The 21,480-nt window shown below is 68.3% G+C and carries 18 protein-coding genes and 2 pseudogenes; 17 read left to right on the forward strand and 3 right to left on the reverse strand.

What is annotated here, in order from left to right:
* Nucleotides 1-130 precede the first annotated feature (130 nt).
* The 12 genes and pseudogenes from AC07NS_RS23835 to AC07NS_RS23890 all read left to right on the forward strand — a co-directional run bounded on the left by AC07NS_RS23835 (nucleotide 131) and on the right by AC07NS_RS23890 (nucleotide 11,449).
* Nucleotides 131-1,231 (forward strand): SAM-dependent methyltransferase, encoded by a 1,101-nt coding sequence (locus AC07NS_RS23835; protein ID WP_494607320.1) that lies wholly within the window; start codon nucleotides 131-133, stop codon nucleotides 1,229-1,231.
* Nucleotides 1,232-1,252: 21 nt separating this feature from the next.
* Complete coding sequence (locus tag AC07NS_RS23840) at nucleotides 1,253-1,663, forward strand: DUF2177 family protein (protein WP_494607322.1); 411 nt, start codon at nucleotides 1,253-1,255, stop codon at nucleotides 1,661-1,663.
* A gap of 89 nt (nucleotides 1,664-1,752) precedes the next feature.
* A complete protein-coding gene (locus AC07NS_RS23845; RefSeq protein ID WP_487291846.1) occupies nucleotides 1,753-2,283 on the forward strand; it encodes a sigma-70 family RNA polymerase sigma factor in 531 nt (176 codons plus the stop codon).
* A complete protein-coding gene (locus AC07NS_RS23850; protein ID WP_494607324.1) occupies nucleotides 2,280-3,008 on the forward strand; it encodes an anti-sigma factor in 729 nt (242 codons plus the stop codon). Before AC07NS_RS23845 ends, AC07NS_RS23850 begins: the two co-directional genes overlap by 4 nt.
* Before the next feature lie 252 nt (nucleotides 3,009-3,260).
* A complete protein-coding gene (locus tag AC07NS_RS23855) occupies nucleotides 3,261-4,355 on the forward strand; it encodes a mechanosensitive ion channel family protein (RefSeq protein ID WP_494607326.1) in 1,095 nt (364 codons plus the stop codon).
* A gap of 348 nt (nucleotides 4,356-4,703) precedes the next feature.
* Nucleotides 4,704-5,942 (forward strand): annotated as a pseudogene (locus AC07NS_RS23860) (allantoate amidohydrolase); the annotation flags it as partial.
* A gap of 79 nt (nucleotides 5,943-6,021) precedes the next feature.
* Entirely contained in the window at nucleotides 6,022-7,251 is a 1,230-nt protein-coding gene (locus AC07NS_RS23865; RefSeq protein WP_494607328.1) for a pyridoxal-phosphate-dependent aminotransferase family protein, read from the forward strand.
* A 145-nt stretch (nucleotides 7,252-7,396) separates the two neighbouring features.
* Nucleotides 7,397-8,311 carry an allantoinase PuuE gene (gene puuE / locus AC07NS_RS23870; RefSeq protein ID WP_494607330.1) on the forward strand — a complete coding sequence of 305 codons (915 nt, stop codon included), beginning with the start codon at nucleotides 7,397-7,399 and terminating at the stop codon, nucleotides 8,309-8,311.
* Nucleotides 8,308-8,829, forward strand: coding sequence for a 2-oxo-4-hydroxy-4-carboxy-5-ureidoimidazoline decarboxylase (uraD, locus tag AC07NS_RS23875; protein ID WP_494607332.1), 522 nt, complete (start codon nucleotides 8,308-8,310; stop codon nucleotides 8,827-8,829). The genes puuE and uraD overlap by 4 nt, the downstream gene beginning before the upstream one ends.
* Nucleotides 8,830-10,014: a urate hydroxylase PuuD gene (locus tag AC07NS_RS23880; protein WP_494607334.1), complete on the forward strand. Its 1,185-nt coding sequence runs from the start codon at nucleotides 8,830-8,832 to the stop codon at nucleotides 10,012-10,014. It abuts the gene before it with no gap.
* 35 nt (nucleotides 10,015-10,049) lie between these two features.
* Complete coding sequence (locus AC07NS_RS23885) at nucleotides 10,050-10,712, forward strand: TetR/AcrR family transcriptional regulator (protein ID WP_494607336.1); 663 nt, start codon at nucleotides 10,050-10,052, stop codon at nucleotides 10,710-10,712.
* Between the two features lie 131 nt (nucleotides 10,713-10,843).
* Nucleotides 10,844-11,449, forward strand: coding sequence for a hypothetical protein (locus AC07NS_RS23890; RefSeq protein WP_494607338.1), 606 nt, complete (start codon nucleotides 10,844-10,846; stop codon nucleotides 11,447-11,449).
* A gap of 56 nt (nucleotides 11,450-11,505) precedes the next feature.
* Here AC07NS_RS23890 and AC07NS_RS23895 read toward each other — a convergent pair whose 3' ends face one another.
* Nucleotides 11,506-12,825 (reverse strand): amidohydrolase, encoded by a 1,320-nt coding sequence (locus tag AC07NS_RS23895; RefSeq protein ID WP_494607340.1) that lies wholly within the window; start codon nucleotides 12,823-12,825, stop codon nucleotides 11,506-11,508.
* Between AC07NS_RS23895 and AC07NS_RS23900 the strand changes: the two are divergent.
* Nucleotides 12,824-12,949, forward strand: a pseudogene (locus AC07NS_RS23900) (hypothetical protein); the annotation flags it as partial. The gene AC07NS_RS23895 and the pseudogene AC07NS_RS23900 sit on opposite strands and share 2 nt — an antisense overlap.
* Before the next feature lie 42 nt (nucleotides 12,950-12,991).
* Here the strand turns inward: AC07NS_RS23900 and AC07NS_RS23905 are convergent.
* Nucleotides 12,992-15,202, reverse strand: coding sequence for a TonB-dependent receptor (locus tag AC07NS_RS23905; RefSeq protein ID WP_494607341.1), 2,211 nt, complete (start codon nucleotides 15,200-15,202; stop codon nucleotides 12,992-12,994).
* A 280-nt stretch (nucleotides 15,203-15,482) separates the two neighbouring features.
* Between AC07NS_RS23905 and manD the strand changes: the two genes are divergently transcribed.
* Together manD and AC07NS_RS23915 are read left to right on the forward strand one after the other, a co-directional pair.
* Nucleotides 15,483-16,694, forward strand: coding sequence for a D-mannonate dehydratase ManD (gene manD, locus AC07NS_RS23910; RefSeq protein ID WP_494607342.1), 1,212 nt, complete (start codon nucleotides 15,483-15,485; stop codon nucleotides 16,692-16,694).
* Nucleotides 16,695-16,808: 114 nt separating this feature from the next.
* Nucleotides 16,809-17,561, forward strand: a complete 753-nt coding sequence (locus tag AC07NS_RS23915) for a FadR/GntR family transcriptional regulator (protein WP_494607344.1) — start codon at nucleotides 16,809-16,811, stop codon at nucleotides 17,559-17,561.
* A 213-nt stretch (nucleotides 17,562-17,774) separates the two neighbouring features.
* Here AC07NS_RS23915 and ilvD read toward each other — a convergent pair whose 3' ends face one another.
* A complete protein-coding gene (gene ilvD, locus AC07NS_RS23920) occupies nucleotides 17,775-19,628 on the reverse strand; it encodes a dihydroxy-acid dehydratase (RefSeq protein ID WP_494607346.1) in 1,854 nt (617 codons plus the stop codon).
* Nucleotides 19,629-19,724: 96 nt separating this feature from the next.
* Between ilvD and AC07NS_RS23925 the strand changes: the two genes are divergently transcribed.
* Together AC07NS_RS23925 and AC07NS_RS23930 are read left to right on the forward strand one after the other, a co-directional pair.
* A complete protein-coding gene (locus tag AC07NS_RS23925) occupies nucleotides 19,725-20,621 on the forward strand; it encodes a LysR family transcriptional regulator (RefSeq protein ID WP_494607348.1) in 897 nt (298 codons plus the stop codon).
* Between the two features lie 246 nt (nucleotides 20,622-20,867).
* Nucleotides 20,868-21,464 carry a TetR/AcrR family transcriptional regulator gene (locus AC07NS_RS23930; RefSeq protein ID WP_494607350.1) on the forward strand — a complete coding sequence of 199 codons (597 nt, stop codon included), beginning with the start codon at nucleotides 20,868-20,870 and terminating at the stop codon, nucleotides 21,462-21,464.
* Nucleotides 21,465-21,480: the final 16 nt, after the last annotated feature.

Raw genomic sequence — 21,480 nt, forward strand, 5'->3', positions numbered from 1 at the left:
GGGGCTCCATGACAAGGCTGTGCTTGCAGCTACGGAGCAAGGGCGATCCCGGACGCATGCATCCGAACATCGATCGCCGCCGTAGCTCCGACCGAAGGTCGCCGGCGGCGGCCGATCGGACGGAGATCCCATGACCGACGCGACGACGAGCGAACCCGTCCTGGCCGCGCCTGACGCCGAAGCAGAGCGCGGGCGGGCCGGCGGCGGCCTGGTCTCGGCCCTGGTGCGCCTGGCCCAGGACGCGCCGGTTCCCGATTTCGTCGCGCGGCTGGCGATCGAGCGGCTGGTGGCCGGCGCCCGGCGCTCGCTGGAGGGCGCTGAGCCCGACGCCGGCCAGCGCTTCGCCGAGGCCATGGCCGACCGCCCGATCGCCACCCATGTGGAAGACGCCAACGCCCAGCACTACGAATTGCCGGCCGCCTTCTTCGAGGCCGTGCTGGGCCCGCACCTGAAATATTCCAGCGGCTTCTACCCGCCCGGCGCCCGCGAACTGGCCGAGGGCGAGGTCGCCGCCCTGCGCGAGACCGAGATCCACGCCGACCTGCGCGACGGCCAGTCGGTGCTGGAGTTGGGCTGCGGCTGGGGCTCGCTGTCGCTGTGGATGGCCGAGCGCTTTCCAAACTCCACGATCACGGCGGTGTCGAACTCGGCCTCGCAGAAGGCCTTCATCGACCAGCGCGCCGCCACCCGGGGCCTGTCGAACCTGACTGTCGTCACCGCCGACATGAACGCCTTCGAGGCCGGGCGGCGGTTCGACCGCGTGGTTTCGGTCGAGATGTTCGAGCACATGAGCAACTGGCGGGCGCTGCTGACGAGGGTGCGGACCTGGCTCGCGCCCGACGGCCTGCTGTTCCTGCACGTCTTCACCCACGTCGCGACGCCCTATCGCTTCGAGACCGACGACCCGGACGACTGGATCGCCCGCTACTTTTTCAGCGGCGGCGTCATGCCCAGCCACGACCTGGCGGGGCAGTTCCCCGATCTGTTCGAGGTGGCCATGGACTGGCGCTGGAGCGGCGAGCACTACGCCCGCACCGCCCGGCAGTGGCTGGAGCGGTTCGACGCCGCCCGGGCGACGATCGATCCGATCCTGGTCGAGGTCTATGGCGACCGCGCCGCCGTCTGGCGGCGGCGCTGGCGGCTGTTCTTCCTGGCGACAGTCGGCCTGTTCGGCCATCGCGGCGGCCGCGACTGGGGCGTCAGCCACTATCGCCTGCGACCGGTCGCCTGATCCCCAATCCGAGGAAACGCCATGCTTCGCTACGCCGCCGGCTACCTGACGACCGCCGTCGTCTTTCTGGCCATGGACGCCGTCTGGCTGACCCAGACGGCCGAGCGCCTCTATCGCCCGCACATCGGCGCCCTGATGGCCGACAAGCCCAACCTCGTCGCCGCGCTCGCCTTCTACCTGATCTACATCGCCGCCGTGCTCGGCCTGGCCATCGCGCCCGCCCTGCGGCCCGACGGCGGCTGGTCGCGGCTGCTGACCAGCGCCGCCCTGTTCGGCCTGGCCGCCTACGCCACCTACGACCTGACCAACCAGGCGACGCTGAAGACCTGGTCGACCATGATCACCCTGGCCGACATGGCCTGGGGGACGTTCGTCACCACCGCGGCGGCCTCGGCGGGCTATTTCGTCGCCAGTCGGCTTGGCGGGCGCTAGCCGTTGCCAGCCTCGCGGACCCGTGCGACCGTCCGTCGCAGATTCAGGCGCCAGGGGACCCTCGGTTGGACGCAGACTCAAGCCGCGCCTTGCTTTCGCGAGCCCTCGCGCGTGTCGCCAACCGCGACCATGACGCCCTCAAATACGTCTATCGGCACACCTCGGCGAAACTGCTGGGCGTCGTCCTCCGTATCTTGAACGATCGCGAGGAGTCCGAAGACGTGTTGCAGGACGTGTATCTGACGGTGTGGAACAAGGCCGACCGGTTCGATCCGGAAAAGGCCAGCCCCATCACCTGGCTGGTCAGCCTGGCCCGCAACCGCGCCATCGACAAGCTGCGCGCCCGCGGAACCCGGGTGATGACCGGCGTCGAGGAGGCCGAGGCCCTGCCCGACGCCGCGCCGCTGGCCTCGGCCCGGGTCGAGGCCGACGAGGACCGCCAACGCCTCGACGGGTGCCTGGACCAGCTCGATCCCAAGCATTCCGGCGCCGTGCGCAAGGCCTTCTTCGAGGGCCTGACCTATGACGCCCTGGCCCAGGCGGTGGGCGTGCCGCTGGGCACGATGAAAAGCTGGATCCGGCGCAGCCTGATCAGCCTGCGGGCCTGTCTCGAAGCATGACCGACGCGACCGACATCCCGCCGGAAGGCGAAGAACGGCCCCTGGCCGGCGAATATGTGCTGGGCGTGCTGGACGCTGACGAGCGCGCGCAGGCCAAGGCCCGCATCGCCGCCGAACCGGCCTTCGCCCGCTCGGTGGCCTGGTGGGAGGAGCGCCTGACGGTGCTGGCCGCCGACACGCCTTCGGTGCAGCCCTCCGAAGGCCTGTGGCCCCGCATCCAGAACCTGATCGTCGAACCGCTGAAGCCGTCGGCCTGGAACAGCGTGAGCCTGTGGCGCGGCGTGGCCGCCGGCGCCCTGGCCCTGGCGGCCGCCAGCGTCGTCGTCGCCGTCCTGCCGCGCCCGGCCGCGCCGCCGATCGTCGCGCCGACCCCGGCCAAGCCGCAAGCGGCCGAGGTGGCGCTGATCGCCGATCCGACCAGCAACAGGCCGATGATGGTCGCCACCCTAGACCACGCCATGGACCAGGTGATGCTGACGCCGATGGGCATGAAGATGCCGCAAGGTCGCGACGCCGAACTGTGGATCATCCCCGAGGGCCAGAAGGCGATCTCGCTGGGCGTGATCCCGACGGACGCGCCCAAGCGCATCCCGATGCCCGAAGGCCTGCGCGGCCAAGGCGCCTACACCGCCCTGCTGGCCGTCACCGACGAGCCGATCGGCGGCTCGCCCACCGGCGTCGCCACCGGCTCGGTGCGCGCGGCGGGCAAGTTCCTGAAGGGGTAAGGCGGGTCGGGCGCCTGCCCCTCGCCTTCCCTGTTCGCCCTCTAATCCGAGCATCCCCGCGAAGGCGGGGATCCAAGCCGAGTCCGAGATAACCCACTGCCGCGCCCCATTCTGCACGCCAGCTTGGATCCCCGCCTTCGCGGGGACGCTCGGTGAACATGGCCGAGGCGCGAGACATCGATCCGGCTAAATCCACAGCCTGCAAGGCTTCAGCGCGGGAGCCTCTTCGCGCCGCACGCGTTGGCCCCGGTCATGAGCACCATCGCAGACCGGCTGCCTGACTGGCTGAACGACTCCGTGTGGCTGATCGCCTGGGCGCCGCCCTGGATCGTCAGCCTCGTGCTGATCGCCCTGGCCGTCGTGCTGGCCTGGAGCGTCCACGCCGTGGCGGTGCGGATGGTGCGCCACTCGCTGTCGAAGCGCGACGCCTTCTGGCAGGCCCTGATCGCCCGCACCCGCAGGCCCACGCGCATGGCCTTCGTAGTCGCCGCCCTGGGCGCGGCGGCCTCGGTCGCCCCGCTCGACGCGGCCCAGGCGGAAACCGCCAAGCACGTGCTGCTGGTGCTGTTCATCCTGCTGCTGGGCTGGATGGCCATGACCGCGCTCGACATCGGCGCGGCCCTCTACCTGCGAGGCTTCAAGGTCGATGTCGAAGACAACCTGCTGGCCCGCAAGCACATCACCCAGATCCGCATCCTGCGGCGGGCGATGGCCATACTGGTCGGCATCTTCACCCTGGCCCTTGCCTTGATGACCATCCCCGGCGTGCGCCAGTGGGGGGTCAGCCTGCTGGCCGCCGGCGGCGCGGCCTCGGTGATCGTCGGCCTGGCCTTGCAGCCCCTGCTGACCAACCTGATCGCCGGCATCCAGATCGCCGTCACCCAGCCGATCCGCATCGACGACGCCGTCATCGTCGAGAAGGAGTGGGGCAATATCGAAGAGATCAACGCCACCTATGTGGTCGTCCGCCTGTGGGACTGGCGGCGGATGGTGCTGCCGCTCAGCTACTTCATCCAGACCCCGTTCCAGAACTGGACCCGCGAGAACGCCGCCCTGATCGGCACGGCCATGCTCTATGTCGATCCCGCCGCCCCCGTCGACCGCCTGCGCGCCAAGCTGGAAGAGATCGCCCGGGCCTCGAAGCTGTGGGACGGCAAGGTCGTGAACCTGCAGGTCACCGACATCACGCCCGAGGTCATGGAAGTCCGCTGCCTGGTCAGCGCCCGCAACGCCCCGGTGACCTTCGACCTGCGCTGCGAGGTCCGCGAAAAGATGATGGCCTTCCTGCGCGACGAACTGCCCGAGGCGTTCCCGAAGAGGCGGCTAGCGCTGGCGACGGAGGGCTAGGCCATGTTCCCCTCCCCCTTGATGGGGGAGGGGTCAGGGGTGGGGGTGGCTGCGGCGGTCCGGCTCGCGCCCACATCTGAAACGCTGTCACCCCCATCCCCGACCCTTCCCCCATCAAAGGGGGAAGGGAGGAAGACAAGCTTCAAGTAAGTGATTTATGACTTACGAACAGGCGCCCGCCCCGTAGGCTGGCGCTTGCACGGGCAATCGGCAGCAACTTGGCCGTCGAGCCGCTTGCCCAGGGGAACGGGCGGGCGCAGCCTGTTACCGATGGGGCGACGAAATGCGGGGAGCGTGGTGACGCGGGAATTCGAGATCGGCGTCAGGGCCAAGGCCCGCTGCGACCTGATGGGCGCGGCGCCTTTCAGCGAGGCTGACGACATGCTGGTGCGGCGGTTCCTGACCAGAGCCCACAAGGCCGCGCTCGACACCCTGAAGTTCTGGATGGAAGAGGCCGGCATGGCCGCGCGCCTCGACGCCGCCGGCAACCTGGTCGGCCGCTACGAGGGCGACGCGCCGAACGCGCCCGCCCTGCTGATCGGCTCACACATCGACAGCGTGCGCAACGGCGGGCGCTATGACGGCGCCCTGGGCGTGATGCTGGCGATCGACGTGGTCGAAGCCTTCCACCGCCAGGGCCGCCGCCTGCCCTTCGCCATCGAGGCCATCGCGTTCGGCGACGAGGAAGGCTCGCGCTTTCCGGCGTCGATGGCGTGCAGCCGGGCCGTGGCCGGCACGGTCGATCCCAAGGTCATGGAGATGACCGACGCGGAAGGCACGAGCCTTGCCGAGGCCTTCGCCGCCTTCGGCCTGGACCCGACGCGCCTGATCGAGGCCGCTCGCGCGCCCGGCGAGGTGTTCGCCTTCCTCGAAGCCCATATCGAGCAGGGGCCGGTGCTGGAGGCCGAGGGCTTGGCGCTTGGCGTGGTCAGCGCCATCGCCGCCCAGAAGCGGCTGATGGTCCGCTTCAAGGGGCAAGCGGGCCATGCCGGCACAACGCCGATGGGCCTGCGCAAGGATCCCGGCCCCGCCGCAGCCGAGGCCGTGCTGGCCCTGGAGCGCATCTGCCGCGAAGGTCCGCTGGCGGGAACCGACGGCCTCGTCGGCACGGTCGGCCGCATGACCGCCCTGCCCGGCGCCTTCAACGTCATTCCCGGCGCGGTCGAGTTCTCGATGGATATCCGCGCCGAGACCTCGGCCACGCGCGACGCCGCCGTCGAGGCTGTGAGCGCCGAGATCGAGGCCATCGCCGCCCGGCGCGGCCTGACGGTTTCAGTCACCCTGATGCAGGCCCTGGCCGAGAGCCCCTGCGACGCGGGCCTGACCGACCTGCTGTCGGCCGCCGTGGCCGAGCTTGGCGGACCGGCTCGCCGCCTGCCCAGCGGTGCCGGCCACGACGCCATGGTCATCGCCGACCTCTGCCCCACCGCCATGCTGTTCATCCGCTGCGAGGGCGGGATCAGCCACAACCCCGCCGAAGCCGTCACCGACGCCGACTGCGCCCTCGCGGCGCGGGCGATGGTCGGGTTCGTGGAGCGACTTTCCGCTGAATTTACATCGTCATCCCGGCCGGAGCGCGCCAGCGCGGAGAGCCGGGACCCAGGGGCCATGCGCACCGCCCCTGGGTCCCGGATCGCCCCTGCGGGGCGTCCGGGATGACGACCTGATGGATAGGCGTATGAACACCTTCAAAGAGCTAGACCACCCCGCCCGCCTGTTGATGGGGCCTGGCCCGATCAACGTGCACCCGCGCGTGCTGCGGGCGATGTCGGTGCAGCTGCTGGGCCAGTTCGATCCCGAGTTCACCGGCTACATGAACGAGACGATGGCGCTCTATCGCGGCGTCTTCCAGACCACGAACCGCTGGACCTTCCTGATCGACGGCACCTCGCGGGCCGGGATCGAGGCGGCGCTGGTCTCGACGCTCGTTCCCGGCGACGACATCGTGGTGGTCAACGCCGGGCGTTTTGGCCTGCTGCTGGCCGAGATCGCCGAGCGCTGCGACGCCCGTGTCACCTTCGTCGAGGGCGAGTGGGGCAAGGTCGTCGACCCGCAGGCGGTCGAGGACGCGGTCGCGCGCGTGAAGCCCCGCCTGGTGGCCTGCGTGCACGGCGACACCTCGACCACCATCGCCCAGCCGATCGAGGCGATCGGCGAGATCTGCGAGCGGCACGGCGCCCTGCTCTATGTCGACGCCACCGCCACCCTGGGCGGCATGAGCGCGCCCGCCGACGCCTGGAAGGCCGACATCGTCACCGCTGGCCTGCAGAAGTGCATGGGCGGCCCGTCCGGCTCTGCCCCGATCACCATCAGCGACAAGGCCGCCGACCACATCTTTTCCCGCCGTCACGTCGAGAAGGGCCTGGCGACGCCGGGTTCGGCGGGTAACGGCCGCCGCATCGCCTCCAACTATTTCGACCTGGCCATGATCATGGACTACTGGTCGGACAAGCGGCTGAACCACCACACCGAGGCGGCCAGCATGCTGTTCGCCGCCCGCGAATGCGCGCGGATCGTGCTGGAGGAAGGGCTCGAGGCCCGCTTCGCCCGCCACGCCCAGGCCGGCGCCGCCATGACCGCTGGGATCGAGGCCCTGGGCCTTACCGTGTATGGCGACCAAGCCCACAAGATGAGCAACGTCACCGGCGTGATCGCTCCCGCGGGCGTCGACTACGACCGGGTGAAGGCCCGCATGCGCACCGAGTTCGAGATCGAGATCGGCGCGGCCTTCGGTCCCCTCGCCGGCAAGATCTGGCGGATCGGGACGATGGGCGTGAACGCCCGCAAGCACGCGGTGCTGCAGACCCTGGCGGCGCTGGAAGCGGTGCTGCGCTGGGAGGGGTTCGTCGCGCCGGCGGGGGCTGGCGTGGATGCGGCGGCGGGGGTGTTCGGATGAGCATCTCCGTACAAAAAATCTCGTCATCCCGGACGGCCGAAGGCCGATCCGGGACCCAGGGGCAAGTGGCAATGCGGCGGCCCCTGGGTCCCGGCTCTTCGCTTCGCTACGGCCGGGATGACGTGAAAATTTTCGGGGGAATGGAATGACCCCCTACCCCCGCGACCTCGTCGGCTACGGCGAGCACCCGCCGCACGCCCAGTGGCCGGACGGCGCCCGCGTGGCCGTGCAGTTCGTGCTGAACTACGAGGAAGGCGCCGAGCGCTCGGTGCTGCATGGCGACCCCGTCAGCGAATACTTCCTGTCCGAGATGGTCGGCGCCCAGCCCATCGAGGGCATGCGCCACATGTCGATGGAGAGCCTCTACGAATACGGCTCGCGCGCCGGCTTCTGGAGAATCCGGCGCCTGTTCGAGGAGTTCGGTCTGCCGCTGACCGTCTATGGCGTCGCCCAGGCCATGGAGCGGCATCCGGACGTGGTCGAGGCGATGCTGAAATCGGGCTGGGAGATCGCCAGCCACGGCTATCGCTGGATCGACTACCAGCACTTCCCCGAAGACCTCGAACGCGAGCACATCGAAAAAGCCATCGAGGTGCACAAGCGGCTGACCGGCGAGCGCCCGCTGGGCTGGTACCAGGGCCGCACCAGCCCCAACACCGCCCGCCTCGTCGCCCAGGAAGGCGGCTTCGTCTACAACGCCGACAGCTACAGCGACGACCTGCCCTACTGGGACGATCAGCACGGCCGCGCCCAGCTGATCGTGCCCTATACGCTCGACACCAACGACATGCGCTTCGCCGCGCCCCAGGGCTTCAACAGCGGCGACCAGTTCTTCGCCTATCTGCGGGACGCCTTCGACGCCCTGTGGCTGGAGGGCGAGACGGCGCCGAAGATGATGAGCATCGGCCTGCACTGCCGCATCGTCGGCAAGCCGGCCCGGATCATGGCCCTGCGCCGCTTCCTCGAACACGTGACGAGCCACGACAAGGTCTGGGTGGCCAAGCGGATCGACATCGCGCGGCACTGGATCGCGACCCATCCCTACGGAGCCAAGGCATGAGCGCCCCGCCCCTCACCCTGGCCCGGCTCAACAGCATGAACCAGACGGGCTTCGTCACCGCCCTGGGCTTCGCCTTCGAGCTGTCGCCGTGGGTCGTCGAGCGCGCTTGGAACGCCCGTCCGTTCGCCAGCATCGAGGCCATGCACGGCGCGATGATGGACGTGCTGAACGCCGCCAGCCTCGACGACAAGCTGGCCCTGATCCGCGCCCACCCGGAACTGGCCGGCAAGGCCGCCATCGCCCGGGCCCTGACCGCCGAGAGCACGGCCGAGCAGGCCGGCGCCGGGCTCGACAAGCTGACGCCCGAAGAGTTCGCCCGCTTCCACGACCTCAACGCCGCCTACGGGAAGGCCTTCGGCTTCCCGTTCATCATCTGCGTGCGGCTGAACGACAAGAGCTCGATCCTGCGGGCCATGCAGGCGCGCCTTTCCAACGACCGCGAGGCCGAGATCGCCGAGGCGATCACCCAGATCGGCCTCATCTCCAAACTCCGCATCCAAGACGCCGTGACGCAATAGATGGACTACGATCTCGCCGCCTGGCTGAACCTGGCGCTCCGCTGGCTGCACGTGATCGCGGGCGTCGCCTGGATCGGGGCCTCGTTCTACTTCGTCTGGCTCGACAACAATCTGCGCGCGCCCGAACCGCCGAAGGACGGGGTGAAGGGCGAGCTGTGGGCCGTGCACGGCGGCGGCTTCTACCACTCGCAGAAGTACATGACGGCGCCGGACCACATGCCGGGCCACCTGCACTGGTTCAAGTGGGAGGCCTACACCACCTGGCTGTCGGGCTTCGCCCTGCTGTTCGTGCTCTACTACTGGGGCGCGCCGGTCTATCTGATCGACCCGACCAAGCACGCCTTCAGCCACTGGCAGGCGGTGGGCGTGGGCCTGGCCTTCATCTTCGGCGGCCTGGCCGTCTACGAGGGCCTGTGCCGCTCGCCGCTGGTCGAGCGCCCGCGCCTGTTCGGAATCGTCTGGTTCTGCGCCCTGATCGGCGCGGCCTACGCCCTGCAGCACCTCTTCACCGACCGCGGGGCCTTCATCCACGTCGGCGCGATCATCGGCACGGCCATGGCGGCCAACGTCTTTCTCACGATCATTCCCAACCAGCGCAAGATCGTCGCCGACATGCTGGCGGGCCGGCCGGTCGACCCACGCCTGGGCGCGGCGGGCAAGCAGCGCTCGGTGCACAACAACTACATGACCCTGCCGATCCTGTTCATCATGATCAGCAACCACTATCCGGCGATCACCGGCCATCCCAAGGCCTGGCTGCTGCTGGCGCTGATAGGGGTGGCGGGGATCTCGATCCGCCACTTCTTCAACCTGCGCCACCACGGGATCATCCGGCACGACTTCCTGTTCTACGGGGCCATGCTGATGTTCGCCGTCAGCGTGATCGTCAGCCAGAAGCCCAAGACCCCCGCCGTGCTGGGGCCGGTCAGCTTCTTCGAGGCCCAGCCGATCGTGCAGAAGCACTGCGTGACCTGCCACAGCGCCACGCCCACCCATCGCGGCTTCTCGGCCCCGCCCAACGGCGCGACCTTCGACAGTCCCGAGCACATCGTCCGCTATGCGCCGAAGATCAAGGAACGCGCTGTGCTCAGCACGAGCATGCCGCTTGGCAACGAGACCCATATGACCGATGAGGAGCGCGCCAAGCTTGGCGCCTGGATCGAATCCGGGGCCAAACTGCCCTGACGCCCTCCCCCTTGGCGACGCTGGAGACCGCCCCCTTGTCCGACGCCGATCACGAGGTCGCCCCCGAGGCCCCGGTCCCGCGCAAGCGCAACGCCGAGCGGACCCGCAAGGCGATCATGTCGGCGGCGCTGAAGGAGTTCTCTCAAGCCGGGTTCGCGGGCGCGCGCATCGAGCGGATCGTCAAGGCCGCCAAGTGCAACATCCGCATGCTCTACCACTACTTCGGCGACAAGAAGGGCCTCTACGTCGCCGTGCTGGAAAGCGCCTACGAGGACCTGCGCAACCGCGAGGCCGAGCTGAAGATCGACTTCGACAAGCCGATGGCCGGCTTCCTCGAACTGCAGCGCTTCACCTTCGAATATTTCGAGAAGAACCCGAAGTTCGAGGGCCTGCTGCGCAACGAGAACCTGCTGCAGGGGCGGTTCGTGGCGCAATCGCGAAAGGTCACCGAGACGGCCTTCCCCCTGCGCCGCACCATCGAGCGGCTGATCGAAAGCGGCCAGGCCCAGGGCCTGTTCCGCGACAACCTCGACCCGATCCAGATCTACGTCACCATCGCCGCCATGAGCCGCTTCCACCTGGCCAACGGCTATTCGCTGTCGGCCACGCTGGACACCGACATGACGACGCCCGAATGGCGGCGGGCGCGGCTGCAGCATTCGCTGGACGTGCTGGAGGGGTATCTGCGGAAGGCCTAACCTTTCCAGCTCAACGCCGCATTTCCATCGAAAGTTGAGCGCCTGATCCTTTTGATCTTGCCTTTACCCTCGGCCAATGCCGCTATTCGCGCCAAGGTTACGCACAACCGGGCGAGGTTAGGGGGCAGACTTTGGAAACGGAAATCACTTCGAAGCCCTGTTGCGCGTGCGCCAGCGAAATACCGGCCACGGCCAAAAAATGCGTCAAATGTGGAAGCCCGCAGGATTGGCAGCGCTTTCTGAACTTGAGCAGCACTACACTGTCTCTGATCATCGCGCTGATAAGCGTTTTGACTGTGGCTGTCCCTACGGTCAAGGGACATCTGCTTCCCAAGAAGGCAAAGCCAATCGTGACCTACATGGCGCCGGGCCCAGATGGGCTGAGCTTCATGGCGACGATCTCCAACGCCGGCAACCAGGCACTGGTCGTCAAGTCGGGCTCCATCGAGATAGGAGATATGTGGGTCGGAACAAATGTTAGCTTCGAAGGCGAAGGCCAAAGAGTGGTGAAGCCAAATGACATTGTCATTGCTCACTTCTCACCTTGGCGAGACGACGAAGCTCACAGACCGATGATACAGAAGGCCATCGGCCTCGCCGCAAAAGGGTGCGACCTCAGCGTAAACATGCTGGAAGTCGATGGCCGTGTATCCACGGTCAAAAGACCTATGAACGCCGAGCTTTGCCAATCCGCGCTCATGGTTGTCGACAGCACGTTCGATCAAAACGAAAAGTAGAACCGCATCGCCCCCCTTCGCGGCTTCACGCGCAAAAGGGGGCGAGCAAAATCGCCCTACTTCGCCATCACGTTCATCACCGCCAGGGTCATGGCCTCCACGCCCGTGCGGATCGACGGCTCCGGAACCGGCGCGAAGAAGGGCGAGTGGTTGACGGGCAGCGGCTTGCCGGCCGTCTTGGCCTCTTCCATCGCCTTGGGATCGAAGCCGCCGATCGAGAAGTAGACCGAGGGCACGCCGGCGATGATGAACTCCGAATAGTCCTCGCTGGCCGAGCCGGGCGACGGCACGGGAACCGCGTTCTTGCCGAAGGCGGCCTTGAAGACGGCGGCGGTCTTTTCGGTCAGGGCCGCGTCGTTGACCACCGCCTTGCCGCCGGGGATCAGCTGGAGGTCCGGCGCCGGGGCGCCCGACATCTCGGCCACGGCCTTGGCGGTGCGGGTCACGCCGTCGAGGATCTTGGTGCGCACGCCGTCGTCCTGGGTGCGGATGGTGCCGCGCACCTTGGCCTTGTCGGGGATGATGTTGCCGGCGCTGCCGGCCTGGATCGAGCCGACCGTGACGACGCCGAACGCCGCCGGATCCTTCTCGCGGCTGATCACGCTCTGGACGTCGACGGTGAAGCGGGCGGCCATCATCACCGGGTCGATCGAGGCGGCCGGCATCGAGCCGTGGGCTCCGCGGCCGTTGAAGGTCAGCTCCAGGGCGTCGGAGGTCGAGGTCAGGACGCCGGCCTTGTAATAGACCTGACCCGCCGCGCCGGGACCGACGTGCAGGGCGAAGCCGTAGTCGGGCTTGCCGAACTTCTGGAAGAAGCCGTCGCTGATCATCGCCTTGGCGCCGCTGACCGTCTCTTCCGACGGCTGGGCGACGAACACCAGCGTGCCCTTCCACTTGGCCTTCTGTGCGACCAGCTGGCGGGCGGTTCCGATCCAGGCGGCCATGTGCACGTCGTGGCCGCAGGAATGGGCGACGAACACCTCCGCGCCGTTCCAGGTGGTCTTGGCGCGGCTGGCGTAGGGCAGGCCGGTCTTCTCCTCCATCGGCAGGGCGTCGAGTTCGGTGCGCACCAGAACGCTGGGGCCCTCGCCGTTCTTGAGCACGGCGACCACGCCGGTCTTGCCGACGCCCTCGGTCACCGTGAAGCCGAGCGCGCGCATTTCGGCGGCCAGTTTCTTGGCGGTCTCGACCTCCTGGAAGCCGAGCTCCGGATGGGCGTGGATGTCCTTGTAGAGCGCGTCGAGCTGCGGGTAGTCTCGGTCCAGCTGGGCCTTGATGGCGGTCGCCGTCGCCGGAACGTTCAGCGGGGCGGCCAGCGCCGGAGCGGCCAGCAGGGCCAGGGCGGCGGCGAGGGTGAGCTTCGGGGTCAAGGTCATGCGGCTCGCGCGGCGGACCGCGCCCTTCTGGTTTTACGCTGAAAACTCTCGTCATCCCGGCCGCAGCGAAGCGGAGAGCCGGGACCCAGGGGCGACCGCGATGCGCCGGCCCCTGGGTCCCGGATAGCCTCTACGAGGCTTCCGGGATGACGACCTTGGAGATCGATCAGAACTTCCTACGGGCGTTCACCCCGACGGTGCGCGGGGTCAATCCATAAAGCAGGTCCTGGTACCCGACGTTGCTGTTCTTGTTCATGATCCCCTCGGCGTCGGTGAGGTTGCTGACGAAGGCGTAGACGCCCCAGCCCTCGCCCTCGACCCCGGCCCGCAGGTTCACCGTGCTGAAGCCGCCGAACTTGTCGTAGTAGACGTAGGTCGGGCGGAAGGTGGAGACCATGTCGCCGGTATAGGCGTAGTCGGCGCGCACCAGGCCGTTGAGGCCCGCCACCGGCAGCGGCCACGTGTATTGGGCCGAGGCCGCGGCCGTCCAGTCGGGCACGTTGGCGATGCGGTCGCCCTTCTTGCCGGTCGAGCCGTCGACCAGGATGTTGGCGTTAGCCTGATCCTCGGTCAGCTCGGCCTTGGTGTAGCCCACCGAACCGTTCAGCGAGAGGCCATGGATCGGACGGGCCGAGACCTCCAGCTCGACGCCCTGGATCCGCGCCGCGCCGGCGTTGGTGATGAAGGAATAGAGGCCGTCGGCGGTGATGGCGCTGGTCTGGCGGTTCTTCCAGTCGATGCGGTAGACGGCCGTGTTGGCGGTCAGCTTGCCGCCCAGCCAGGTCGTCTTCAGGCCCGCCTCGTAGTTCCACAGGCTGTCGGGATTGTAGACCACGAGCTTGCTGTTCAGGCCCGGCACGTTGTTGGCGCCGCCCGGACGGAAGCCTTCCGACGCCGTGGCGTAGGCCATGATGTCCGAGGTGATCTTGTAGCTGGCGTTGAACTTGTAGACCCAGCCCGAGGCTTCGGCGGTCTGCTCGGAATAGGCGGCTGGCGCGGCGCCGGTCAGCAGGTTGCGCTGGGTGCCGGCGCTGCCGGTGGTCTTGGTGTAGTCGTAGTGGCGCGCGCCCACCGTCAGCGACAGGCCCTCGACCTGCGGCGGCGTCCAGGTCAGTTCGCCGAACTCGGCGGTCTGCTTGACGTTGGTGTTGACGTAGCGGCCCTGCACGTACTGCATCGGGCTGTAGGGCAGGCCCGTCGACAGGCTGGTCAGCACCGTGTTGCTGTCGATGTGGTCCTTGCGCAGCTCCATGTAGCCGCCGACCGTCCACTGCAGCTGGCCCTCGCCCTTCGACGACAGCCGCACCTCGTGGTTCCAGGCGCCCAGATAGGCCGGCTGGTAGCCGATCACGCCGTAGGCGCTGCCGATATAGGGCTTGTACTGCGGGGTGAAGTCGATCGTCCGCAGCATGTCGTACTTGTAGTAGGCGCTCGACGCGGTCAGCTCGCCGATCGGGCTCGACCATTTGCCGGTGACGCTGGTCAGGTCCATCTCGGTGTTCAGTGGCAGCTTCACGACGCTGTCGGTCTTGTAGTCGCCCAGGCGGTCGTACCAGCCCTGCAGGTCGTCGGCCGACGAGTTCTGGTGGATCTTGGTGACGACCAGCGAGATGTCGTCGGTGGGCGTGAAGCCCAGCATGGCGCGGTAACCGTCGGCGTGGCTGTCGTTGATGTTCTTGGCGCCGGTCTTGACGTTGTCGACATAGCCGGGGCGGTCCTCGGTATAGGCGACGATGCGGGCGGCCAGCTTGCCCTCGATCAGCGGGATATTGCCCATGGCCTTCAGGTACGAGCCCTGCGAGCCGCCCTTGGTGGTGGTGGCCTGGGCCTCCATCGAGGCGCTGAACTCCGTGCTGTCGGGCTTGGAATAGATCACCCGGATGGTGCCGCCCATCGAGCCGCCGCCATACAGAGTGCCCTGCGGGCCGCGCAGCACTTCCACCCGCTCGACGTCGAACAGGTTGAGGTCGGCGGCGTTGTTGGCCGGGTCCTGGGTGGTGCCCGAGGGGCCGGTGATCGAGGTCTCGTCGTAATAGAGGCCCGTGGTGGCCTCGCCCGAGCCCTGCACGCCGCGGATGGTCACGCGGCTCTGGCCAAGCTGCCCCTGGGTCAGGTTCACGCCCGGCACCGCGCGGAAATAGTCCTGCAGGCCGGTGGCGCCGATCTTCTGCAGGCTGTCGCCGGTGACGGCGCTGATGGCCATCGGCGTGGTCTGGAGGGTGGTCGAGCGCTTCAGCGCGGTGACGACGATCTCCTCGACCGTCTCGTCGGCGGCCGGCGCGGGCGTCGGAGCCGAGGTCTGGGCGGCCGCCCCCAGCGGCGCGGCCAGGGCGGCGAGCGCCGCCGTGGAAAGCAGGATCTTCAGGTCGGTACGCATAGCAGGTCCCCAGTGCATGCATGGTCACGCCCGCTCTGATGGCGGGTCGACGCCCAGGCTGGGGTCTGGGTCGAAAATATGTCAACACTTATGTATCGATATTATTTGGACCGATATGGGCGCCCTTTTGTGAGGCGCCCGTCCGCCGCGCGCCTCATCGTGGTCGAGTCTTTGCCGGCAAATTGGTCTGACCATTAGATTGACAACCACCCTGCCCCGTTTAAACGGGATGGTGGGAAGACATGTCGCCGCGTACCGGCGCCGCCGCGGAAGGACGCCGATGCCGAAGATCACCGCCGCCAGGGTCATCGTCACCTGTCCCGGGCGCAACTTCGTCACCCTGAAGATCGAGACCAGCGACGGCGTCCACGGGATCGGCGACGCCACCCTGAACGGACGCGAACTGGCGGTGGCCAGCTACCTCAACGACCACGTCATCCCCTGCCTGATCGGCCGCGACGCCCATCAGATCGAGGACATCTGGCAGTACCTCTACAAGGGCGCCTACTGGCGCCGCGGGCCGGTGACCATGTCGGCCATCGCGGCGGTCGACATGGCCCTGTGGGACATCAAGGCCAAGATCGCGAACCTGCCGCTCTACCAGCTGCTGGGCGGGGCCTGCCGCACCGGCGTCATGGTCTACGGCCACGCCAACGGGGCCAGCATCGAGGAGACCCTCGACAACGCCGCCGTCTATGCCGAGCAGGGCTACAAGGCCATCCGCCTGCAGTCGGGCGTGCCGGGGCTGAAGACCGTCTATGGCGTCTCCAAGGACCGCTTCTTCTACGAGCCGGCCGACGCCGACCTGCCCAGCGAGAGCGTCTGGTCGACCGAGAAATACCTGCGCAGCGTGCCGCCGCTGTTCGAGGCGGCGCGCGAGAAACTGGGCTGGGACGTCCACCTGCTGCACGACGTGCACCATCGCCTGACGCCTATCGAGGCCGGCCGGCTGGGCAAGGACCTGGAGCCCTACCGCCCGTTCTGGATGGAGGACGCCACCCCGGCCGAGAACCAGGCCAACTTCCGCCTGATCCGCCAGCACACCACGACGCCGCTGGCCGTCGGCGAGATCTTCAACTCGATCTGGGACTGCAAGCAGCTGATCGAGGAACAGCTGATCGACTACATCCGCGCCACCGTGGTGCACGCCGGCGGCATCACCCACCTGCGCCGCGTGGCCGCCTTCGCCGACATGCACGGCGTGCGCACCGGCTGCCACGGGGCCACCGATCTCTCGCCCGTCTGCATGGCCGCGGCCCTGCACTTCGACCTGTCGATCCCCAATTTCGGGATCCAGGAATACATGCGCCACACGCCGGAAACCGACGCTGTGTTCCCCCACGCTTACAGCTTCGAGGACGGCATGCTGCATCCGGGCGAGGCGCCGGGCCTGGGGGTCGACATCGACGAGGCCCTGGCGGCGAAATATCCCTACAGCCGCGCCTATCTGCCGGTCGCCCGCCGCGAAGACGGCTCGATGCACGATTGGTAGCCCAATTGGTGAGATCGCCGCCGCGATCTTGTCAGACCAAATAGCCCGAGCGTCCGACAAGGGTTATGGTATCGGTGTGAACCTCAAGGTTCCGCGCGTCGATTCCAGGACCCCATGTCGGACAACGTCAAGCTCTACCGCAAGATCGCGGACACCGTGGCCGACGCCATCGAGGCGGGCCAGTACAAGCTGGGCGACCGCCTGCCGACCGAGCGCGAACTGGCCGAGCAGTTCGGCGTCTCCCGCCCCACCCTGCGCGAGGCGATGATCGCCCTGGAAATGCTGGGCATGATCGAAGCCCGCCACGGCCTGGGCATCTATGTCACCGGCGACGTGCGCCCCATCGCGCCCCAGCCGGCCGAGCGGGAAACCGAAATCGGCGCCTTCGAGCTGATCGAGGCCCGCCGACTGTTCGAGGGCGAGGCCGCGGCGCTCGCCGCCACCTCGATCACCGAGGAGCAGATCGCCCAGCTGGAAAGCCTGCTCGAGCGCATGCATGAGGAGGAGGAGATCCGGGGCGAGGACGCCGACCGCGAGTTCCACCTCGTGATCGCCGGCGCCACCGGCAACGGCGCGATCATCGCCACGATCGAGAACCTGTGGGACTGGCGCAACCGCTCGCCCCTGGCCCGCAACATCCTGACCCGCGCCCGGGGCATGGGGCTGGAGCCGCGCATCGCCGAGCACCGCCGCGTCGTCGACGCCCTGAAGGCCCGCGACCCCGCCGCCGCCCGCCAGGCCATGCGCGACCACCTGGAACGGGTGATTGAACACCTGCTGCATGCGACGGAGACCGAAGCGGTCGAACGGGCGCAGCAGGAAACCAGCGCCCGACGCGACGCGATCGCGAAGCGGGTGGCGATCTAGGCTTCCCCACACCCCCCACAGTTCGTCATCCCGGAAACGGCGAAGCCGTTATCCGGGACCCAGGGGCCAACGCAGTGCGTCTGTGACAGCGAGAGGCTGCGAACCCAGTCGCCGCGCCCGGTCCCCTGGGTCCCGGCTCTTCGCTACGCTACGGCCGGGATGACGGGCTAAGGGCGTTGGGCGAGGCCAATCACCTCGCCCGCCAGAGCAGGATTACCCCCGCTCGACCTGGCTCACGTCCCGCACCGCGCCGCGCGCGGCGTTGGTGGTCATGGCCGCATAGGCGCGCAGGGCCGGAGAGACCTCGCGCTTGCGGTCCTTCGGCTTCCAGGCGTCCTTGCCGCGGGCCAGCTGGGCGGCGTGGCGCTCGGCCAGCACCGCGTCGGAGACTTCCAGCTGGATGCCGCGGTTGGGGATGTCGATCAGGATGCTGTCGCCGGTCTCGACCAGGGCGATCAGGCCGCCCTCGCCGGCTTCCGGCGAGACGTGGCCGATCGACAGGCCCGAGGTGCCGCCCGAGAAGCGGCCGTCGGTGATCAGGGCGCAGGCCGCGCCCAGGCCCTTCGATTTCAGATAGGTGGTCGGGTACAGCATCTCCTGCATGCCCGGACCGCCCTTGGGCCCTTCGTAGCGGATGACCACGACCTCGCCGGCCGTGACCTTGCCGCCCAGGATGCCGCTGACGGCGTCTTCCTGGCTCTCGAACACGCGGGCCGTGCCGCGGAAGGTCAGGATCGACTCGTCGACCCCGGCCGTCTTCACGATGCAGCCTTCCGGGGCCAGGTTGCCGAACAGCACGGCGAGGCCGCCGTCCTTGGAGAACGGGTGCTCGACCGAGCGGATGACGCCCTTCTCGCGATCGAGGTCCAGCTCTTCCCAGCGCGCGGCCTGGCTGAAGGCGATCTGGGTCGGCTTGCCGCCCGGGGCGGCGCGGAAGAACTCCTGGGCCGTGCCGCTGTTGGTGCGGCCGATGTCCCAGCGGGCCAGGGATTCGGCCATGGTCGCGGCGTGGACGGTGGGCTGGCTGGCGTCGATCAGGCCGCCCTTTTCCAGCTCGCCCAGGATGGCGGGAACGCCGCCGGCGCGGTGGACGTCCTCCATGTGCACGTCGCTCTTGGCCGGGGCCACCTTCGACAGGCAGGGCACGCGGCGCGACAGGCGGTCGATGTCGGCCATCGAGAACTCGACCCCGCCCTCGCTGGCGGCGGCCAGCAGGTGCAGCACGGTGTTGGTCGAGCCGCCCATGGCGATGTCCAGGCTCATGGCGTTCTCGAACGCCGCCCGGGTGGCGATGCCGCGCGGCAGGGCCGTGGCGTCGTCCTGCTCGTACCAGCGTTGGCACAAGTCGACGATCAGGCGGCCGGCTTCCTTGAACAAAGCTTCGCGATCGGCGTGGGTGGCCAGGACCGAGCCGTTACCGGGCAGCGACAGGCCGAGCGCTTCGGTCAGGCAGTTCATCGAGTTGGCGGTGAACATGCCCGAGCACGAGCCGCAGGTCGGGCAGGCGGCCTTCTCGATCGCCTCGACTTCCTCGTCCGTGTACTTGTCGTCGGCGGCCACGACCATGGCGTCGACCAGATCCAGCGAGCGGATCGCGCCCTTGATCTGCACCTTGCCGGCTTCCATCGGCCCGCCCGAGACGAAGACCACCGGGATGTTCAGGCGCATGGCGGCCATCAGCATGCCCGGCGTGATCTTGTCGCAGTTGGAGATGCAGACGATCGCGTCGGCGCAGTGGGCGTTAACCATGTACTCGACCGCATCGGCGATCAGTTCGCGGCTGGGCAGCGAATACAGCATGCCGCCGTGGCCCATGGCGATGCCGTCGTCGACGGCGATGGTGTTGAATTCCTTGGCCACGCCGCCGGCCGCCTCGATCTCACGAGCGACCAGCTGGCCCAGGTCCTTCAGGTGCACGTGACCCGGAACGAACTGGGTGAAGCTGTTGGCGACCGCGATGATCGGCTTGCCGAAATCGCTGTCCTTCATGCCGGTGGCGCGCCACAGGCCGCGGGCGCCGGCCATGTTGCGGCCGTGGGTGGAGGTGCGTGAGCGATAGGGAGGCATGGGAAAATCTCAGTGTCGGCTGTGGGGTTATTACGCCCCTGCCGCACGCTTTCAAAATATATTAGAACGGCGATATTAGGTCGCCAGGGATATTAAATGGACATCCGCCCGCTGCGCCACTTCGCGGCCGTCGCCGAGACCCTGCACTTCGGCCGCGCGGCCGAGCGCCTGGGCATGACCCAGCCACCGCTCAGCCAGTCGATCATGGCGCTGGAAAGGACCCTGGGCGCGCCGCTGTTCGTGCGCTCCAAGCGCAGCGTGCGCCTCAGCCCTCTCGGCGAGGCCTGGCTGCCGGACGTGCTGGCCGCCCTGGCGGCCGTGGACGAACTGCCGACCACCGCCCGGCGACTGCGCGACGGCCAGACGGGCCTCTTGTCGCTGTCCTTCGTCAGCACCGCCGACTACAGCGTGCTGCCCGACCTGGTCAGCCGCTATTCGCGGGCCTATCCGGACGTCGAGATCCGCCTGGTCGAGGCGACCAGCGACGTGCAGATCCCCGCCATCCTCGCCGGCGAGCGCCACGCCGGCATCATCATCCCGCCGTCGGACCGCGCCCTGCCCGAGCCCCTGGCCTACCAGCGTCTGGTCTCCGAGCCCCTGGTCGCCGCCGCCCCCGCCGCCTGGATCGCGGACGGCCGGCTGGCGGTCGAGGACGGGGTGCTCGTGCCGGAGGCCATCGTCGATGCGCCGCTGATCCTGTTTCCAAGGACGGTGGCCCCCGCTTTCCACGACCTCGTCACCGGCTACTTCGCCCGCCTGGGCCGGCCGGCGCACATCGTGCAGGAGGCCATCCAGATGCAGACCATCATCAGCCTGGTCTCGGCTGGCCTGGGCGTGGCCCTGGTGCCGGCCTCGCTGCGCAACCTGGCGCGGGCTGGCGTGGCCTATGTCGAGGTGCGCGACCCGCCGACATTGGAGACGGGGCTGGCCTGGCGCCGCGACGACGACACGCCGACCTTGCGGGAGATGCTGCGGCTGGTGGGGGCGGGGTAGGCGCTACCCTTCACCCAACAAAGCTCGTCATCCCGGCCGTAGCGAAGCGGAGAGCCGGGACCCAGGGGCCACATGCAACGCGCTGGCCACAGCTGGGGTGGCGAACCTAACCGCTGCATCCAGTCCCCCTGGGTCCCGGCTCTACGGCCTGCTGCGCAGCCCTTCGGCCGGGATGACGATCAAAGGGAGCTGGGATCAAAAATGCAAAAACTAGACGACCGGTCTATTATTTGCCATACAGCTCTCATGACCGCCGCCCGCAAGAAGTCCGAACTCACCCGCGAGCACATCCTCGCCACCGGCCGCGAGCTCGTCTTGCGCCAGGGTTTCGGCGGCATGGGGCTGAAGGAGCTGCTGGACGCCAGCGGCGTGCCGAAGGGCTCGTTCTATTACTACTTCGCCTCCAAGGAGGCGTTCGGCTGCGCCCTGCTGGACGACTATTGCGCCGAGTACGGGACCAAGCTCGCCGGCCTGTTCGACACCGCCGCCAGCGGTCGCGACAAACTGATGGCCTATTGGGCCGTCTGGCTGGACACCGACGCGGCCTGCGGCATGGCCGACCGTTGCTTGGTGGTGAAGCTGGCGGCCGAGATCTCCGACCTCTCCGAAGACATGCGGCTGATCCTCAACACCGGCGTCGAGCGCCTGGTGCGCCGCATCGCCGCCGTCATCGTCGAGGGCCGCGACGACGGCTCCCTGCCCGGCGCCGGCGATCCGGTCGCCACGGCCCGGGCGATGTACGCCCTGTGGCTGGGCGCGGCCATCCTGGCCAAGCTTTCCAAGGACCAGGACCCGCTGCGCGAGGCGCTGGCCACCACCGAAACCATGCTCGCGGCCGCCTGAGCCGCCCCCCCCCCAA

Source organism: Caulobacter sp. GW821-FHT10A10, from assembly GCF_059415745.1.

What these genes read in the sequence shown, in the direction of transcription:
- AC07NS_RS23835 (WP_494607320.1), top strand. Translation starts at nt 131, where the DNA reads ATGACCGACGCGACGACGAGCGAACCCGTCCTGGCCGCGCCTGACGCC.
- AC07NS_RS23925 (WP_494607348.1), top strand. Translation starts at nt 19,725, where the DNA reads ATGGACATCCGCCCGCTGCGCCACTTCGCGGCCGTCGCCGAGACCCTG.
- AC07NS_RS23905 (WP_494607341.1), bottom strand. Translation starts at nt 15,202, where the DNA reads ATGCGTACCGACCTGAAGATCCTGCTTTCCACGGCGGCGCTCGCCGCC.
- manD (WP_494607342.1), top strand. Translation starts at nt 15,483, where the DNA reads ATGCCGAAGATCACCGCCGCCAGGGTCATCGTCACCTGTCCCGGGCGC.
- ilvD (WP_494607346.1), bottom strand. Translation starts at nt 19,628, where the DNA reads ATGCCTCCCTATCGCTCACGCACCTCCACCCACGGCCGCAACATGGCC.
- AC07NS_RS23840 (WP_494607322.1), top strand. Translation starts at nt 1,253, where the DNA reads ATGCTTCGCTACGCCGCCGGCTACCTGACGACCGCCGTCGTCTTTCTG.
- uraD (WP_494607332.1), top strand. Translation starts at nt 8,308, where the DNA reads ATGAGCGCCCCGCCCCTCACCCTGGCCCGGCTCAACAGCATGAACCAG.
- AC07NS_RS23855 (WP_494607326.1), top strand. Translation starts at nt 3,261, where the DNA reads ATGAGCACCATCGCAGACCGGCTGCCTGACTGGCTGAACGACTCCGTG.
- AC07NS_RS23915 (WP_494607344.1), top strand. Translation starts at nt 16,809, where the DNA reads ATGTCGGACAACGTCAAGCTCTACCGCAAGATCGCGGACACCGTGGCC.
- AC07NS_RS23895 (WP_494607340.1), bottom strand. Translation starts at nt 12,825, where the DNA reads ATGACCTTGACCCCGAAGCTCACCCTCGCCGCCGCCCTGGCCCTGCTG.
- AC07NS_RS23865 (WP_494607328.1), top strand. Translation starts at nt 6,022, where the DNA reads ATGGATAGGCGTATGAACACCTTCAAAGAGCTAGACCACCCCGCCCGC.
- AC07NS_RS23880 (WP_494607334.1), top strand. Translation starts at nt 8,830, where the DNA reads ATGGACTACGATCTCGCCGCCTGGCTGAACCTGGCGCTCCGCTGGCTG.
- puuE (WP_494607330.1), top strand. Translation starts at nt 7,397, where the DNA reads ATGACCCCCTACCCCCGCGACCTCGTCGGCTACGGCGAGCACCCGCCG.
- AC07NS_RS23850 (WP_494607324.1), top strand. Translation starts at nt 2,280, where the DNA reads ATGACCGACGCGACCGACATCCCGCCGGAAGGCGAAGAACGGCCCCTG.
- AC07NS_RS23930 (WP_494607350.1), top strand. Translation starts at nt 20,868, where the DNA reads ATGACCGCCGCCCGCAAGAAGTCCGAACTCACCCGCGAGCACATCCTC.